At 66.8% G+C, this 13722-nt stretch carries 15 protein-coding genes; 13 read left to right on the forward strand and 2 right to left on the reverse strand.

What is annotated here, in order from left to right; translation table 11 throughout:
• From G3O06_RS42090 to G3O06_RS42130, 9 genes are all read left to right on the forward strand, one after another.
• Nucleotides 1–711 (forward strand): DNA polymerase III subunit gamma/tau C-terminal domain-containing protein (locus tag G3O06_RS42090; protein ID WP_277403789.1); only part of this gene is annotated, 711 nt, incomplete at its 5' end.
• Nucleotides 712–803: 92 nt separating this feature from the next.
• Complete coding sequence (locus G3O06_RS42095) at nucleotides 804–1130, forward strand: YbaB/EbfC family nucleoid-associated protein (RefSeq protein ID WP_006482124.1); 327 nt, start codon at nucleotides 804–806, stop codon at nucleotides 1128–1130.
• 31 nt (nucleotides 1131–1161) lie between these two features.
• Entirely contained in the window at nucleotides 1162–1758 is a 597-nt protein-coding gene (recR, locus tag G3O06_RS42100) for a recombination mediator RecR (protein WP_006478665.1), read from the forward strand.
• 48 nt (nucleotides 1759–1806) lie between these two features.
• Nucleotides 1807–3012, forward strand: coding sequence for a CaiB/BaiF CoA-transferase family protein (locus tag G3O06_RS42105; protein WP_122945560.1), 1206 nt, complete (start codon nucleotides 1807–1809; stop codon nucleotides 3010–3012).
• Between the two features lie 222 nt (nucleotides 3013–3234).
• Entirely contained in the window at nucleotides 3235–3996 is a 762-nt protein-coding gene (surE, locus tag G3O06_RS42110) for a 5'/3'-nucleotidase SurE (RefSeq protein ID WP_174967492.1), read from the forward strand.
• The gene (locus G3O06_RS42115; RefSeq protein ID WP_174914822.1) at nucleotides 3993–4925 is read left to right on the forward strand and encodes a protein-L-isoaspartate(D-aspartate) O-methyltransferase; all 933 of its coding nucleotides are present in this window, start codon (nucleotides 3993–3995) and stop codon (nucleotides 4923–4925) included. The genes surE and G3O06_RS42115 overlap by 4 nt, the downstream gene beginning before the upstream one ends.
• Before the next feature lie 5 nt (nucleotides 4926–4930).
• Nucleotides 4931–5815, forward strand: coding sequence for a peptidoglycan DD-metalloendopeptidase family protein (locus tag G3O06_RS42120; RefSeq protein ID WP_174914824.1), 885 nt, complete (start codon nucleotides 4931–4933; stop codon nucleotides 5813–5815).
• Between the two features lie 11 nt (nucleotides 5816–5826).
• Nucleotides 5827–6915 carry an RNA polymerase sigma factor RpoS gene (rpoS, locus tag G3O06_RS42125; RefSeq protein WP_205819601.1) on the forward strand — a complete coding sequence of 363 codons (1089 nt, stop codon included), beginning with the start codon at nucleotides 5827–5829 and terminating at the stop codon, nucleotides 6913–6915.
• A 3-nt stretch (nucleotides 6916–6918) separates the two neighbouring features.
• Nucleotides 6919–7695 carry a 3'-5' exonuclease gene (locus tag G3O06_RS42130; RefSeq protein ID WP_174967494.1) on the forward strand — a complete coding sequence of 259 codons (777 nt, stop codon included), beginning with the start codon at nucleotides 6919–6921 and terminating at the stop codon, nucleotides 7693–7695.
• A 30-nt stretch (nucleotides 7696–7725) separates the two neighbouring features.
• Here G3O06_RS42130 and G3O06_RS42135 read toward each other — a convergent pair whose 3' ends face one another.
• Complete coding sequence (locus G3O06_RS42135) at nucleotides 7726–8580, reverse strand: endonuclease/exonuclease/phosphatase family protein (RefSeq protein ID WP_205819602.1); 855 nt, start codon at nucleotides 8578–8580, stop codon at nucleotides 7726–7728.
• A gap of 221 nt (nucleotides 8581–8801) precedes the next feature.
• Between G3O06_RS42135 and rlmD the strand changes: the two genes are divergently transcribed.
• Nucleotides 8802–10199, forward strand: a complete 1398-nt coding sequence (rlmD, locus tag G3O06_RS42140) for a 23S rRNA (uracil(1939)-C(5))-methyltransferase RlmD (RefSeq protein WP_175005290.1) — start codon at nucleotides 8802–8804, stop codon at nucleotides 10197–10199.
• A gap of 63 nt (nucleotides 10200–10262) precedes the next feature.
• On the opposite strand, the gene G3O06_RS42145 is transcribed toward rlmD, so the two are convergent.
• Complete coding sequence (locus G3O06_RS42145) at nucleotides 10263–10961, reverse strand: Bax inhibitor-1/YccA family protein (RefSeq protein WP_006761414.1); 699 nt, start codon at nucleotides 10959–10961, stop codon at nucleotides 10263–10265.
• 249 nt (nucleotides 10962–11210) lie between these two features.
• On the opposite strand from G3O06_RS42145, the gene ndk reads away from it, so the two are divergent.
• The 3 genes from ndk to G3O06_RS42160 all read left to right on the forward strand — a co-directional run.
• Nucleotides 11211–11636 carry a nucleoside-diphosphate kinase gene (gene ndk / locus G3O06_RS42150; protein WP_047900843.1) on the forward strand — a complete coding sequence of 142 codons (426 nt, stop codon included), beginning with the start codon at nucleotides 11211–11213 and terminating at the stop codon, nucleotides 11634–11636.
• A gap of 55 nt (nucleotides 11637–11691) precedes the next feature.
• Entirely contained in the window at nucleotides 11692–12831 is a 1140-nt protein-coding gene (gene rlmN, locus G3O06_RS42155; RefSeq protein ID WP_174967496.1) for a 23S rRNA (adenine(2503)-C(2))-methyltransferase RlmN, read from the forward strand.
• Nucleotides 12832–12995: 164 nt separating this feature from the next.
• The coding region (locus G3O06_RS42160) for a helix-turn-helix transcriptional regulator (protein WP_205819603.1) at nucleotides 12996–13722 on the forward strand (727 nt) is incomplete at its 3' end.

Below are 13722 nucleotides of genomic sequence, written 5' to 3' on the forward strand. Positions count from 1 at the left end.
CAGAAGCCGGCCGCACCGCGTCCGGCTGCCGTGCAGGTGCCGACGCCGCGCGCCGCGGCCCGTGCGCCGCAGGCAGCCGATTCGCGCCAGGCCTCACCGCCGTGGGAGGACATCCCGCCGGACGACTACGTCCCGCTCAGCGCCGACGAGATGTTCGGCGGCCCGCCCGACGATGGCTTCGTGCCGGTGTTCGACAGCGGCCCCGACGATGTGCGCGTGACGCCGAGGCCGGCGGATACCCGTCCGTCCGCACCGGTCGACACGCGTCCGTTGCCGCCCGCGATCGCACTCGATCCGGTCGGCTTCGACGGCGAATGGCCGGCGCTGGCCGCGCGGCTGCCGCTCAAGGGTGTCGCGTACCAGCTCGCGTTCAACAGCGAACTGACGGCCGTCGATGCGACGACGTTGAAACTTTCCGTGCCGGTGCCGCAATATGCGGACGCCGCACAGGTGGCGAAGCTGAAGGCCGCGCTGGCCGATGCGCTCGGCAAGCCGGTCGAGGTGGCCGTCGAAGTCGGGCCCGCACGGCGTACCGCGGCGGCGCTCGACGCGGCCGCGCGCGCGGCACGCCAGCGCGAGGCCGAGCAGGAGATTCACGGCGATCCGTTCGTCCAGCAGCTCGTGCGCGACTTCGGTGCGCGCATCGTCGAGGGTTCGGTGCGTCCGCTCGCCGATGCGGCGCCGGACGGCCCGCCGCCGACGCTGCATTGAACTGACCGCCCCGCGACAGGCACAATCACGCCCACACATTGGCCGGCACGCGCCGCGTGCCGGTTTTCACACGATCAAGAAGGAGTATTCCCATGTTGAAAGGCAACCTCGCCGGACTGATGAAGCAAGCGCAGCAAATGCAGGAAAACATGAAGAAGATGCAGGAGCAGCTTGCGCTCATCGAAGTCGAAGGGCAGTCGGGTGCCGGCCTCGTCAAGGTGACGATGACGTGCCGCAACGAAGTGCGTCGCGTGTCGATCGACCCGAGCCTGCTCGCGGACGACAAGGACATGCTCGAGGATCTCGTCGCGGCTGCGTTCAACGACGCCGTGCGCAAGGCCGAAGCGACGTCGCAAGAAAAGATGAGCGGCATGACGTCGGGCCTGCCGCTGCCCCCGGGCTTCAAGCTGCCGTTCTGAGCGCAGCGTCCGTGCCACTTTTTGCCGCCGTATGAAACAGCCGTCCGCCCTGTCCGCTCTCGTCGAAGCGTTGCGCGTGCTGCCCGGCGTCGGGCCGAAATCCGCGCAGCGCATGGCGGTCCACCTGATGCAGCACGACCGCGAGGGCGCGGAGCGGCTCGGCCGGTCGCTGCTGTTCGCGACCGAGCACCTGCAGCACTGCGAGAAGTGCAACACGTTCACCGAAGCGCAGATCTGCGAGGTCTGCAGCGACGAAGAGCGTGATCCGACGCTGCTGTGCGTCGTCGAGACGCCTGCCGACCAGATCATGCTCGAGCAGACGATGACTTACCGCGGGCTGTATTTCGTGTTGATGGGGCGGCTGAGTCCGCTCGACGGGATCGGCCCGAAGGAAATTCATTTCGACCGCCTCGTGCGACGCGCGTCCGACGGCGTCGTCAAGGAAGTCGTGCTCGCGACCAACTTCACCAACGAAGGCGAAGCCACCGCGCACTACCTCGGCCAGACGCTGAAGGCGCGGGGGCTCGCGGTCACGCGCCTCGCGCGCGGCGTGCCGGTGGGCGGCGAGCTCGAATACGTCGACGCGGGCACTATCGCCCGCGCGATGCTCGACCGCCGCACGATGTAAGCCGGGCGCCGCCGGTCGGCGGCGCCGTTCCTCATGCCAGGGAGACACATGAGCACCAGCCAGGGCCCGCTCGCGGGCGTCAAAGTGCTCGAATTCGGAACGCTGATCGCGGGGCCGTTCGCGTCGCGGCTGTTCGCCGAATTCGGCGCGGAAGTGATCAAGATCGAGGATCCGAACGGCGGCGACCCGCTGCGCAAGTGGCGCAAGCTCCATCCCGAGCAGGGCGGCACATCGCTGTGGTGGTCCGTCCAGGCGCGCAACAAGAAATCGGTCACGCTCAACCTGAAGGCCGACGCCGGCAAGGCGATCGCGCGGCAACTCGCGCGCGAGGCCGACATCGTGATCGAGAACTTCCGCCCGGGCCTGCTCGAAAAGCTCGGGCTCGGCTACGACGTGCTGTCGGCCGACAATCCCGGCCTCGTGATGGTGCGCCTGTCCGGCTACGGGCAGACGGGCCCGTACCGCGACCGTCCCGGCTTCGGCGCGATCGCCGAATCGATGGGCGGGTTGCGTCACATTACCGGCTATCCCGAGTTGCCGCCGCCGCGTATCGGCATCTCGATCGGCGATTCGATCGCTGCGCTGCACGGCGTGATCGGCGCCCTGATGGCACTGCATCACCGCAAGGTCAACGGCGGTGCGGGGCAGGTGGTCGACGTTGCACTGTATGAAGCCGTCTTCAACATGATGGAAAGCGTGGTGCCCGAATACGGCGTGTACGGGATGGTGCGCGAGCGCACCGGCGCGTCGCTGCCGGGCATCGTGCCGTCGAATACGTATGCGTGCCGCGACGGCAGCATCGTGATCGGCGGCAACAGCGATCCCATCTTCAAGCGGCTGATGAAGGCGATCGAGCGCGACGACCTCGCCGACGATCCCGCGCTCGCGCAAAACGACGGGCGCGTGCCGCGCACGCAGGAGATCGACGACGCGATTGCCGCGTGGCTCGCGCCGCGCACGATCGATGAAGCGCTCGTCGTGCTCAACGCGGCCGACGTGCCGGCCGGGCGCATCTACAGCGCCGCCGACATGTTCACCGATCCGCAGTTCGTCGCGCGGCAGATGATCCAGCGTTTCAAGCTGGCCGACGGCACCGACATTCCGCTGCCGAACATCACGCCGAAGCTGTCGGACACGCCGGGCGAAACGCGCTGGCTCGGGCCTGAGCTCGGCGAGCATACGGACGAGGTGCTGCGCGGCCTCGGCTACGACGCGCAGGCGATTGCCGCACTGCGCGACGCGGGCGCGATTTGAGCAACCTCGGGCCTGTCGCTTCGCGCCAGGCTCCCGGAACGGAGCATGCCCCAAGGGGGGCGCCGTCGGCGGGGAAAACCCGGGGCCGCCCGGCCTTTTCCTGAGCATGCTCAACGCCGCCGCGCAACGCGGCGGTGCAGCGTGTACGGGTGTCCGCAACCGTCCATCCGCAGTCGCCGGACTGTCGCTCTCGCGCCATCTTTCCTCGGTTACAATCGCCGGATGCGAATCCTACTCAGCAACGACGACGGCTATCTCGCCCCCGGTCTCGCCGCGCTCAGCGACGCGCTGCAGCCGCTGGCCGAGCTCACGGTGATCGCGCCCGAGCAGAACTGCAGCGGCGCGTCGAATTCCCTCACGTTGTCGCGGCCGCTGTCGGTGCAGCGCGCGGCGAGTACGGGTTTCTTCTATGTGAACGGCACGCCGACCGATTCGGTGCACGTCGCGTTGACGGGGATGGCCGACGCCAGGCCGGATCTCGTCGTTTCCGGGATCAACAACGGCCAGAACATGGGCGAAGACACGCTCTATTCGGGGACAGTTGCGGCCGCCACCGAAGGCATCATGTTCGGCGTGCCGGCCATTGCGTTTTCGCTGGCCGACAAGGGCTGGGCCCATCTGGCCGACGCCGCGCGCGTCGCCGCGGAAATCGTCGAGCACTACCTCGCGCATCCGCTGCCGGGCCAGCCGCTGCTGAACGTCAATATTCCGAACCTCCCTTACGGCGAACTGAAAGGCTGGAAGGTCACGCGCCTCGGCAAGCGTCATCCGTCGCAGCCGGTGATTCGCCAGACCGACCCGCGCGGTGAACCGATCTACTGGATCGGCGCGGCGGGCGACGCGCTGGACGCCAGCGAGGGCACCGATTTTCACGCGGTGGCAAACGGTTTCGTGTCGATCACGCCGCTGCAGCTGGACCTCACGCATACGCAGATGCTGCCCGCGACGCGCGAATGGGCGCGCGCCGGAGGGCGGGCTTCATGAGCGGCGAGCGCGCGAAGCGGTTCCCGCTCGCGCTCGAAGATCTCAAGCGAGCGCCACGCAAGTCGGAAGGTCGGGCCGGCGAACGCCATGCGGCGGTCGCGGTATCGAAGGCCGCCGACAAGCCCGCGGCCGGGCTGAAGCCGGTTGCGGTGAAGCCTGCCGCGGCGCGAACGGTGTTGCCCGGTTCCGCCGCCGCGAAGCCCGCGACCGCACCGAAGCCGACCGCGCTGAAGCCCGCATTGCCGAAGCCGGCTGCGCCGAGCGTCGCGCCGGCCGGCGCGTTCGCGCTCACGTCGGAACGTGTGCGCGAACGGATGGTCGAACGGCTGCGCGCGAACGGCGTGACCGACGCGCGCGTGCTGGAAGCGATGGCCGCGGTGCCGCGTCACATGTTCGTGGATCCGGGGCTTGCGACGCAGGCCTACGAGGATTCCGCGTTGCCGATCGGCCACCAGCAGACCATTTCAAAGCCGTCGGTCGTCGCGCGCATGATCGAGCTCGCGATGGCCGGCCGCACGCTCGAGCGCGTGCTCGAGATCGGCACGGGCTGCGGCTATCAGGCCGCCGTGCTGAGCCACGTGGCACGCGACGTGTATTCGATTGAACGCATCAAGCCGCTCTACGAGCGCGCGAAGCTGAACCTGCGGCCGCTGCGCGTGCCGAACATCCGTCTGCACTACGGCGACGGGCGTGTCGGCCTGCCGTCCGCGGCCCCGTTCGACGCGATCGTGATCGCGGCGGCGGGGCTCGACGTGCCGCAGGCGCTGCTCGAGCAGCTCGCGATCGGCGGGCGGCTCGTCGCGCCGGTCGGCGCGCAGAGCGGGCAGCACCAGGTGCTGACGCTCGTCGAGCGCGTCGCGCACGCGCAATGGCGAGAGTCACGGCTTGATCGCGTTTTCTTTGTCCCTTTAAAATCCGGAGTAATTTGAAACCGATGAGTATGTTGCGCGCGATGCAAAACAACCGTTCCAGGGAACCGCTCACGCTCGCCCAGCGCGCGATCTGCGTAGCTGCGTTCTCCACGCTACTGGCCGCCTGTGCGACGCGGCTCGACAACGCGCCCGTCGTCGATCGCTCCGGTTCGCTCGGCACGACCGGCACCGCGCAGCCCGCGGCGCCGCTCCCTCCGGCACCACCGGGTTACTACCGGGTAAAGCCGGGCGACACGCTGTACCGGATCGCACTCGAAAACGGGCAGAACTATCGCGACATCGCCGCGTGGAACAACCTGGCAAACCCGAATCAGATTGAAGTCGACCAGCTGCTGCGCGTTTCGCCGCAGGCCGGTGCCGCCGTTGCGGGCACGCAGGTCGCCGCGCCGATCGCGGGTGCTGCCGTTGCTACCGCGCCGCTCAGCAGTGGCCCGGCAACGCCGGCCGCCGGTACGTCGTCGGTTACGACGCCGCCTGCGGCGGCAGCCGCATCGAGCGATACGGCAGCCGCGCCGAGCGGCCCCGTGACGTTCGCGTGGCCCGCGCGCGGTCCCGTGCTGAACGGTTTCGACGACGCGAAGAACAAGGGCGTCAATATCGGCGGCACGGCCGGCGAGACCGTGAAGGCGGCGGCCGACGGCCGCGTCGTCTACTCCGGCAATGGTCTGCGCGGCTACGGCAACCTCATTATCATCAAGCACGATGCAACTTACCTCACGGCGTATGCACACAATCGCGCTTTGATGGTAAAAGAGGGGGACGCGGTAACGAAGGGGCAGAAGATCGCCGAGATGGGGAACAGCGATTCCGACCGCGTGATGCTGCATTTCGAGGTTCGCCGGCAGGGTAAACCTGTCGATCCGCTGAAGTATTTGCCGCCTCAATAACCGAGACGACCATGCCGAAATCGAAGCGCCACGAGCCGCAAGCCGAGTCTGAGAAGATCAGTCGTGCCACGCAAGCGTCGGTGGGGCGAGCTGGTGCTTCGACGGATGACGAAGACGACGTCGCGGACAACGAGCGTGACCTTGAGGCACGCGACGCCGACGCGGACGGTGGCGACGGCGAGCGCGAAGGCCGCTCGGAGGCGGCGCCCGACGTCGACGATTTCCGCTCGATGCTGCAGGCCGAGCTCACGGCCGACACGATCCAGCATTACCTGAACCGCATCAGCGTGAAGCCGCTGCTCACCGTCGAGGAGGAGCAGCGTTATTCGCGTCTGGCCAAGGCCGGCGAATTCGAGGCGCGGCAGGTGATGATCGAGCGCAACCTGCGCCTCGTCGTCAGCATCGCGAAGGGGTATCTGAACCGTGGCGTGCCGCTGCTCGACCTGATCGAGGAAGGCAACCTCGGCCTGATGCACGCAATCGAAAAATTCGACCCGACGCGCGGCTTTCGTTTCTCGACCTATGCGACGTGGTGGATCCGGCAGAGCATCGAGCGGGCAATCATGAACCAGGCCCGCACGGTGCGCCTGCCCGTGCACGTGATCCGCGAACTGAACCAGGTGCTGCGCGCGAAGCGCCACCTCGAAAAGAATTCGATGTCGACGGGCGAGGCGGCCGAGCGCCGCGAAGCCAGCATCGACGACATCGCCTATCTCACCGGCAAGACCGCCGAGGAAGTCACCGACATCCTCGCGCTCAACGAGCACACGGCGTCGCTCGACGCGCCGCTCGACCTCGATCCCGCGAGCAGCCTGCTCGACCTGCTGCCCGACGACCAGAGCCAGTCACCCGACGCCGAGGTGCAGCACCGCGAGCTCGAGACGCTGACGCGCGCATGGCTGTCACGGCTGTCCGACAAGCACCGGCACGTGATCGAGCGCCGCTTCGGCCTGAACCACATCGAACCGGCGACGCTCGAGGAGCTGGCCGACGAGATGGGGCTCACGCGCGAGCGCGTGCGCCAGATCCAGCAGGAAGCGCTGGTGCGCCTCAAGCGGTTTTTCGCCTCCAACGGCGTGCGCAAGGACGCCGTTCTGTAACTGATGACTCCGATTCTTGTTTTTGACATCGAGACGATCCCCGATGTCGACGGCATTCGCCGTCTGGAAGACCTGCCCGCGACGCTCGACGATGCCGCGGTGGCCGAACATGCGTTCGCCGCCCGCCGCGAGAAGACGGGTAGCGATTTCCTGCCGCACCACCTGCAGCGCATCGCGGCGATCTCGTGCGTGTTCCGCGACAACAACGGTTTTCGCGTGCGCTCGCTCGGTACGCCGCAGGACAACGAAGCGACGCTGATCCAGTCGTTCTATCGCGTGATCGAGAAATACACGCCGCAGCTCGTGTCGTGGAACGGCGGCGGCTTCGATCTGCCGGTGCTCCATTACCGCGCGCTCGTGCACGGCATTCCCGCGTCTCGCTACTGGGATCTCGGCGAGGACGACCGCGATTTCAAGTGGAACAACTACATTTCGCGCTACCACTCGCGGCATACCGACCTCATGGATGTGCTCGCGATGTATCAGGCGCGCGCGAACGCGCCGCTCGACGCGCTCGCGAAGATGTGCGGCTTTCCGGGCAAGCTCGGGATGGACGGCAGCCAGGTGTGGCCGGCGTTCCAGGCCGGGCAGATCGAGGAAATCCGCAACTATTGCGAAACCGACGTCGTCAATACCTACCTGCTGTATTGCCGGTTCCAGTTGATGCGCGGCGGCCTGACGCCGAGCGAGTATGCGGACGAGATCCTGCTCGTGAAGAACTCGCTTGCGCAGGAGCCTGCGTCGCACTGGGCCGAATACCTGGCCGGCTTCGACGCGTAACGCGGGCCGGTTGCGCCGCGGCAGGTGCAATCAGGAGAGTTCGAGCAGCACCGGTTGGTGATCCGACGCGCGCACGTCGCCGTCGATGTCGCAGCGCACGATGCGCGGCAGCAGCGTATCGGTTACGAACACGAAGTCGCACGCGAGCGGCCCCTCCGACCATTGCACCGTATCGTAGACGCCCGCCGTCGGCGGTGGCGTGCGGCCTGGGTGCCGAGCGACCCATGCGTCGACGAAGCGCGGCGCGTCTGCGACCGGCTCCAGGAATCGGCAATAGGCCTCGCTGCCGAACGCGCTGTTGAAATCCCCGCAGACGATCGCATCGCACGGCTGGCCGGTCGCGCTGAACGGTCCCTCGGCGGTTTCGGCGGGCGCGGGTTGTGCCGCGTGTGCGCAGGCCTCGCGGTGCCGGTCACGCAGTGCGTCGACCTGAGCGAGCCGCTGGCGCGCCGAATAATATTCCAGATGCGTGGTGACCACCCGCAGTGGCCCGAAGGGCGCCTGCAACTCGACGTCCAGCGCGACGCGCGGCATCGACGGCGCGCCGGCGTCGGCCGGCCACGGCAGCAACTGGCGGAGCACGCGCCGGACCGGTAGCCGGGTCGCGATCGCGTTGCCGAACTGGCGGCGCGGTGCGCCCGGTTCGATGGCCGGCAGGTCGGCGCCGATCGCTTCGACGATCGTATAGTCGGGCAGCAGCGCCGCGAGTTCGGCGAACTGGTCGGCGCCGGGCCGGCCGGGCAGTGCACCGAAGCCGCGCGTGACCTCCTGCAGGCACAGCACGTCGAAGTCGCCGAGCGCGCGGATCGCCGCGACCGTGCGCGAAAGATCGACGACGCCGTCCGCGTCCCGACCCCATTGGATGTTCCAGTCGATCAGTCGCATGGTCAAATCTCCTGCCGGGCCAATTTCGGGCCGAGGACAGCTTCCGATCGGCTCGTCGGCCCACGCCCGGCCGTGGCGCTCCCGGGCCGCCTGCCTGGCCGTTCCGGTGCGATGCCGGACGGTCTATGCTCAAGTATCGACGCTTGCGTCATGCAAAGCGGGCGATGCGGGCCTTCGTCGTCTACAATCTCGCCTTCTTCAACGTTTGTCAGGAAAAGCTGGTGTCCGAAGCCGTCCCCACTTCTGCGCGCAAATCTAGAAATGCGCCCGTCGCGCCCGGAATCGCCCCGGTTCTCGAGATCGAATCGCTCGACATGGAAGCGCGCGGTGTCGGCCGCACGATCACCGAGGACGGCGAGCCGGGCAAGGTCATCTTCGTCGAGGGTGCGCTGCCGGGCGAACGCGTGACCTATTCGAGCTTCCGCCGCAAGCCGAGCTACGAGCAGGCGACGGTTGTCGACATTCTGCGCCCGAGCGTGATGCGCACGAAGCCGAAATGCGCGTTCTTCGGCACCTGCGGCGGCTGTTCGATGCAGCATCTCGACATGCGCGCACAGGTGGCGGTCAAGCAGCGCGTGCTCGAAGACAACCTGTGGCACCTGGCGAAGCTGCGCGCGGAAACGATGTTCGCGCCGATCCACGGCCCGTCGTGGGGCTATCGCTACCGCGCACGCCTGACCGTGCGCAACGTCGCGAAGAAGGGCGGCGTGCTGGTCGGGTTCCACGAGAAGAAGAGCAGCTACGTTGCCGACATGACGAGCTGCGAAGTGCTGCCGCCGCACGTGTCGGCGATGCTCGTGCCGCTGCGCCGGCTCGTCGAGGGGCTGTCGATCCGCGATCGGATGCCGCAGATCGAGCTCGCGGTCGGCTCGGAAGTCACGGCGCTCGTGCTGCGCGTGCTGGAGCCGATCAACGCGGACGACGAAGCGTTGCTGCGCGCGTTCGCGGACGAGCACAAGGTGCAGTTCTGGCTGCAGCCGAAGGGCCCCGATACGGTGACGCCGTTCTATCCGCTCGACGTGTCGCTCGACTACACGCTGCCGGAATTCGGCATCCGCATGCCGTTCAAGCCGACCGACTTCACGCAGGTCAACCATCAGATCAACCGCGTGCTGGTGGGCCGCGCGCTGCGCCTGCTCGCGCCGTCGCGCGACGACCGCGTGCTCGATCTGTTCTGCGGGATCGGCAACTTCACGCTGCCGCTTGCGCGGCTGTCGCGCGAGGTGATGGGCATCGAGGGCAGCGACACGCTGACGACGCGCGCGCTGGCGAACGCGCGCGAGAACGGTGTCGACGGCCACACGACGTTCGCGTGCCGGAACCTGTTCGAAGTGACGGGCGACGACATCCGTGCGCTCGGTGCATTCGACAAGTTCCTGGTCGACCCGCCGCGCGAAGGCGCGCTCGCGGTGTCGAAGGCGCTGGCCGAGATCGCGCAGAGCGGCGAAGGCCCGCTGCCGAAGCGCATCGTCTACGTGTCGTGCAACCCGTCGACGCTGGCGCGCGACGCGGGCCTGCTCGTGCACGAGGCCGGCTACCGCCTGAAGGGCGCCGGTGTCGTGAACATGTTCCCGAATACGTCGCACGTCGAATCGATCGCGCTGTTCGAGCGCGACTGAGCCAGGCGGCGGACGTAAAAAAACCGGCCCGCGGGCCGGTTTTTTCATGATGCGTGGTGAACGTCAGTTGCGGTTGCCGCCGAAGATGCCGAGCAGCGCGAGCAGGTTCGTGAACACGTTGTACAGGTCGAGGTAGATCGCGAGCGTTGCCGAGATGTAGTTCGTCTCGCCGCCGTTCACGACGCGCTGGACGTCGAACAGCATGTAGGCGGAGAAGATCGCGATCGCGAGGACCGACACGGTGAGCATCAGCGCCGGGAGTTGCAGGAAGATGTTCGCGACCGATGCGAGCAGGATCACGATCACGCCCATGAACAGCCACTTGCCGAGCCCCGAGAAGTCGCGCTTGCTGACGGTGGCGATCGTCGCCATCGCGGCGAAGATGATGCCGGTGCCGCCGAACGCGAGCATGATCAGCGACGGGCCGTTCGAGAAGCCGAGGATGAAGCTCAGCAGCCGCGACAGCATCAGGCCCATGAAGAACGTGAAGCCGAGCAGCACGAACACGCCGGCCGCGCTGTTTTTCGTCCGCTCGATCGCGAACATGAAGCCGAACGCGATCGCGAAGAACGCGAGCAGGCTCATCATCGGGCTCGTGGCCGCGAACAGCGAGAAGCCCGTCGCGACGCCGACCCAGGCGCCCAGCACGGTCGGCACCATCGACAGCGCGAGCAGCCAGTACGTGTTCCGCAGCACGCGGTTGCGAACTTCGGCGGTGCTGACGGAACCGCCGCGGCCGAAATTGTACGGATAGTCGTTCATGGTTTCTCCTAACATTGAACGCATGTGCGTCCGGGGCCGGTTCGGCGCGCGCGGTGTGCGGCGCAGCAAACCGGAGCAGCTATGGCTAAGATACGTTCCGTGCCGGGAGGTTTCAATGGCCCGGCGGCACAAAACATTTGGATTCTGAACCTTTCATGCGTGTAAGGGTTCAATCGCAATGATACACGGGATCGTGCTACAATAGCGGATTCATTTGAACCTGTAACTTCTTAATTTTTTGGAGTTTTTATGGCAATCGAGCGCACCCTGTCGATCATCAAGCCGGATGCGGTGGCAAAGAACGTGATCGGCCAGATCTACAGCCGTTTCGAAGGCGCCGGCCTGAAGATCGTCGCATCGCGCATGGCACACCTGTCGCGTGCTGACGCAGAGAAGTTCTACGCGGTTCACGCAGCGCGTCCGTTCTTCAAGGACCTCGTCGATTTCATGATCTCGGGCCCGGTGATGATCCAGGTTCTGGAAGGTGAAGGCGCGATCCTGAAGAACCGCGACCTGATGGGCGCAACGGATCCGAAGAAGGCAGAACAGGGCACGATCCGCGCCGACTTCGCCGACAGCATCGACGCGAACGCCGTGCACGGCTCGGACGCTGCTGAAACGGCAGCGGTCGAAGTCGCGTTCTTCTTCCCGGAAATGAACGTTTACTCGCGCTAAGCCCTGGCTGGCAGCAAGTAGGCAGGATTCAGCGCACGCGGCAAGGCAGCACATCATGACGAGCGAAACTACCGTCAATCTTCTCGACTTCGATGCCGAGGGTCTTGTCGCGTACTGCGGCAGCCTCGGCGAGAAGCCGTTCCGCGCCAAGCAGTTGCAGCGCTGGATCCACCAGTACAACGCTGGCGACTTCGACGGCATGACCGATCTCGCGAAGTCCTTGAGAGAGAAACTCAAGGGCCGCGCGTCGATCGGCATGCCCGAGATCGCCAGCGATCACGTTTCCACCGACGGCACGCGCAAGTGGCTGATCGACGTCGGAAACGGCAATGCGGTCGAAACCGTATTCATCCCGGAAGAGACGCGCGGCACGCTGTGCGTGTCGTCGCAGGCCGGGTGTGCGGTCAACTGCCGCTTCTGTTCGACGGGCAAGCAGGGCTTTTCCCGCAACCTGTCGACAGCCGAAATCATCGGCCAGCTACGGATGGCCGAATTTGCACTGCGAGCGTCACTGGGCCGCGCGCCCGGCCCGAACGGCAAGGCCGAACGGGTCGTCACCAACGTCGTGATGATGGGCATGGGCGAGCCGCTGCTGAATTACAGCGCGGTCGTGCCGGCAATGCGGCTGATGCTCGACGACAACGCGTACGGCCTGTCGCGCCGCCGCGTCACGCTGTCGACGTCCGGCGTGGTGCCGATGATGGACCGCCTCGGTGCCGAGTTGCCGGTCGCGTTGGCCGTTTCGCTGCACGCGCCGAACGATGCGCTGCGCGACGAGCTGGTGCCGCTCAACAAGAAGTATCCGCTGCGCGAGCTGATGGCGGCTTGCCAGCGTTATCTGAAGGTCGCGCCGCGCGACTTCATTACTTTCGAATACTGCATGCTGGACGGCGTCAACGACACCGAAGCGCATGCACGCGAACTGCTGGCCGTCACGCGCGACGTGCCGTGCAAGTTCAATCTGATCCCGTTCAATCCGTTTCCGGAATCGGGCCTCATCCGCTCGAAGACGGAGCAGATCAAGCGTTTTGCACAGGTCCTCATCGACGCGGGTGTCGTCACGACCGTGCGCAAGACGCGCGGCGACGACATCGATGCCGCGTGCGGCCAGCTGGCCGGCGCAGTGAAGGACCGCACGCGCCTTGCGGAACGAACGGGCGCAGCAGGAAAAATCATCGAAGTTCGGGCGATTTGACAGGGACGCCTGGCCGGGGATGCCAGGACCTTCAGGCGGTACAACACGCGAATAGCGATCGGTCGCGGCGCCTCGGCGTCGCGCATGGTATGGACAGTTGCGGGTGCCGGCCGGCGGGAGCCGGCGGCGGCCGCCAGTGAAGAAGAATCGACGCGAGGACAAGGATGAGTGAGCCGCAGCCGTCTAACGGCGCAGAGACGAATGGCGCGAAGCCGGCACCGGCAGGGTTGGAATCGCTTGCGGCGGTCGGCAGCCGGCTGGCGCAGCTTCGGGAGACGAGGGGTTGGACCGTCGATGACGTGTCGGCGCGACTCAAGGTCGCACCGCAGAAGCTCAGGGCGCTCGAGGCTGGCGACATCAGCCATTTGCCCGGCGTGACGTTCGCGCTCGGTGTCGTGCGCAGCTACGCGAAGATGCTCGGCGTCGATCCGGAACCGTTCGCGCAGGCGTTGCGCCGTGAGCGCGGGGTGCCGGAAGTCGACCTGTCGATGCCCGCGTCGTCGGGGACGGATCTGCCGCGCGGCCGTGTGTCGATTCCGCTGGGCGGGTCGTCGCGGCATCACCCGTGGCTGTGGGGCACGGGCATCGTCGTCGTCGCGGTGGTGGCAGTACTGATGTGGCACACTGGCGGCGATTCGTCGAGCCTGCTCGCGCGCTTCAAGAGCGGCGACGCGGAGCATGCGTCGGCCGCGAGCGTGCCGGCGGCGGCATCCTCGTCGTCGGTCGAAGAGGCGGCCGCGAGCGGTGCGTCTGCCGTGGTTGCGAATGAGGTTCCGGCCCCGGCTGTTGCATCTGCAGCCCCGGCGCCGGCCGTGGCGTCGGCAGCGCCCGCGCCTGTGGCGCCGGTGGTGGCGGCTGCATCGCAGCCCGTCGTGGCAACGACGGCGGCAA

Origin of the sequence: Burkholderia sp. Ac-20345 (assembly GCF_017104825.1) — a bacterium.
GTDB lineage: Bacteria > Pseudomonadota > Gammaproteobacteria > Burkholderiales > Burkholderiaceae > Burkholderia > Burkholderia lata_B.

Coding starts and splice junctions, on each gene's coding strand:
- G3O06_RS42135 (WP_205819602.1), bottom strand. CDS start 8,580: ATGCGACTGATCGACTGGAACATCCAATGGGGTCGGGACGCGGACGGC.
- surE (WP_174967492.1), top strand. CDS start 3,235: ATGCGAATCCTACTCAGCAACGACGACGGCTATCTCGCCCCCGGTCTC.
- G3O06_RS42105 (WP_122945560.1), top strand. CDS start 1,807: ATGAGCACCAGCCAGGGCCCGCTCGCGGGCGTCAAAGTGCTCGAATTC.
- recR (WP_006478665.1), top strand. CDS start 1,162: ATGAAACAGCCGTCCGCCCTGTCCGCTCTCGTCGAAGCGTTGCGCGTG.
- rpoS (WP_205819601.1), top strand. CDS start 5,827: ATGCCGAAATCGAAGCGCCACGAGCCGCAAGCCGAGTCTGAGAAGATC.
- G3O06_RS42130 (WP_174967494.1), top strand. CDS start 6,919: ATGACTCCGATTCTTGTTTTTGACATCGAGACGATCCCCGATGTCGAC.
- G3O06_RS42095 (WP_006482124.1), top strand. CDS start 804: ATGTTGAAAGGCAACCTCGCCGGACTGATGAAGCAAGCGCAGCAAATG.
- ndk (WP_047900843.1), top strand. CDS start 11,211: ATGGCAATCGAGCGCACCCTGTCGATCATCAAGCCGGATGCGGTGGCA.
- G3O06_RS42145 (WP_006761414.1), bottom strand. CDS start 10,961: ATGAACGACTATCCGTACAATTTCGGCCGCGGCGGTTCCGTCAGCACC.
- G3O06_RS42115 (WP_174914822.1), top strand. CDS start 3,993: ATGAGCGGCGAGCGCGCGAAGCGGTTCCCGCTCGCGCTCGAAGATCTC.
- G3O06_RS42120 (WP_174914824.1), top strand. CDS start 4,931: ATGAGTATGTTGCGCGCGATGCAAAACAACCGTTCCAGGGAACCGCTC.
- rlmN (WP_174967496.1), top strand. CDS start 11,692: ATGACGAGCGAAACTACCGTCAATCTTCTCGACTTCGATGCCGAGGGT.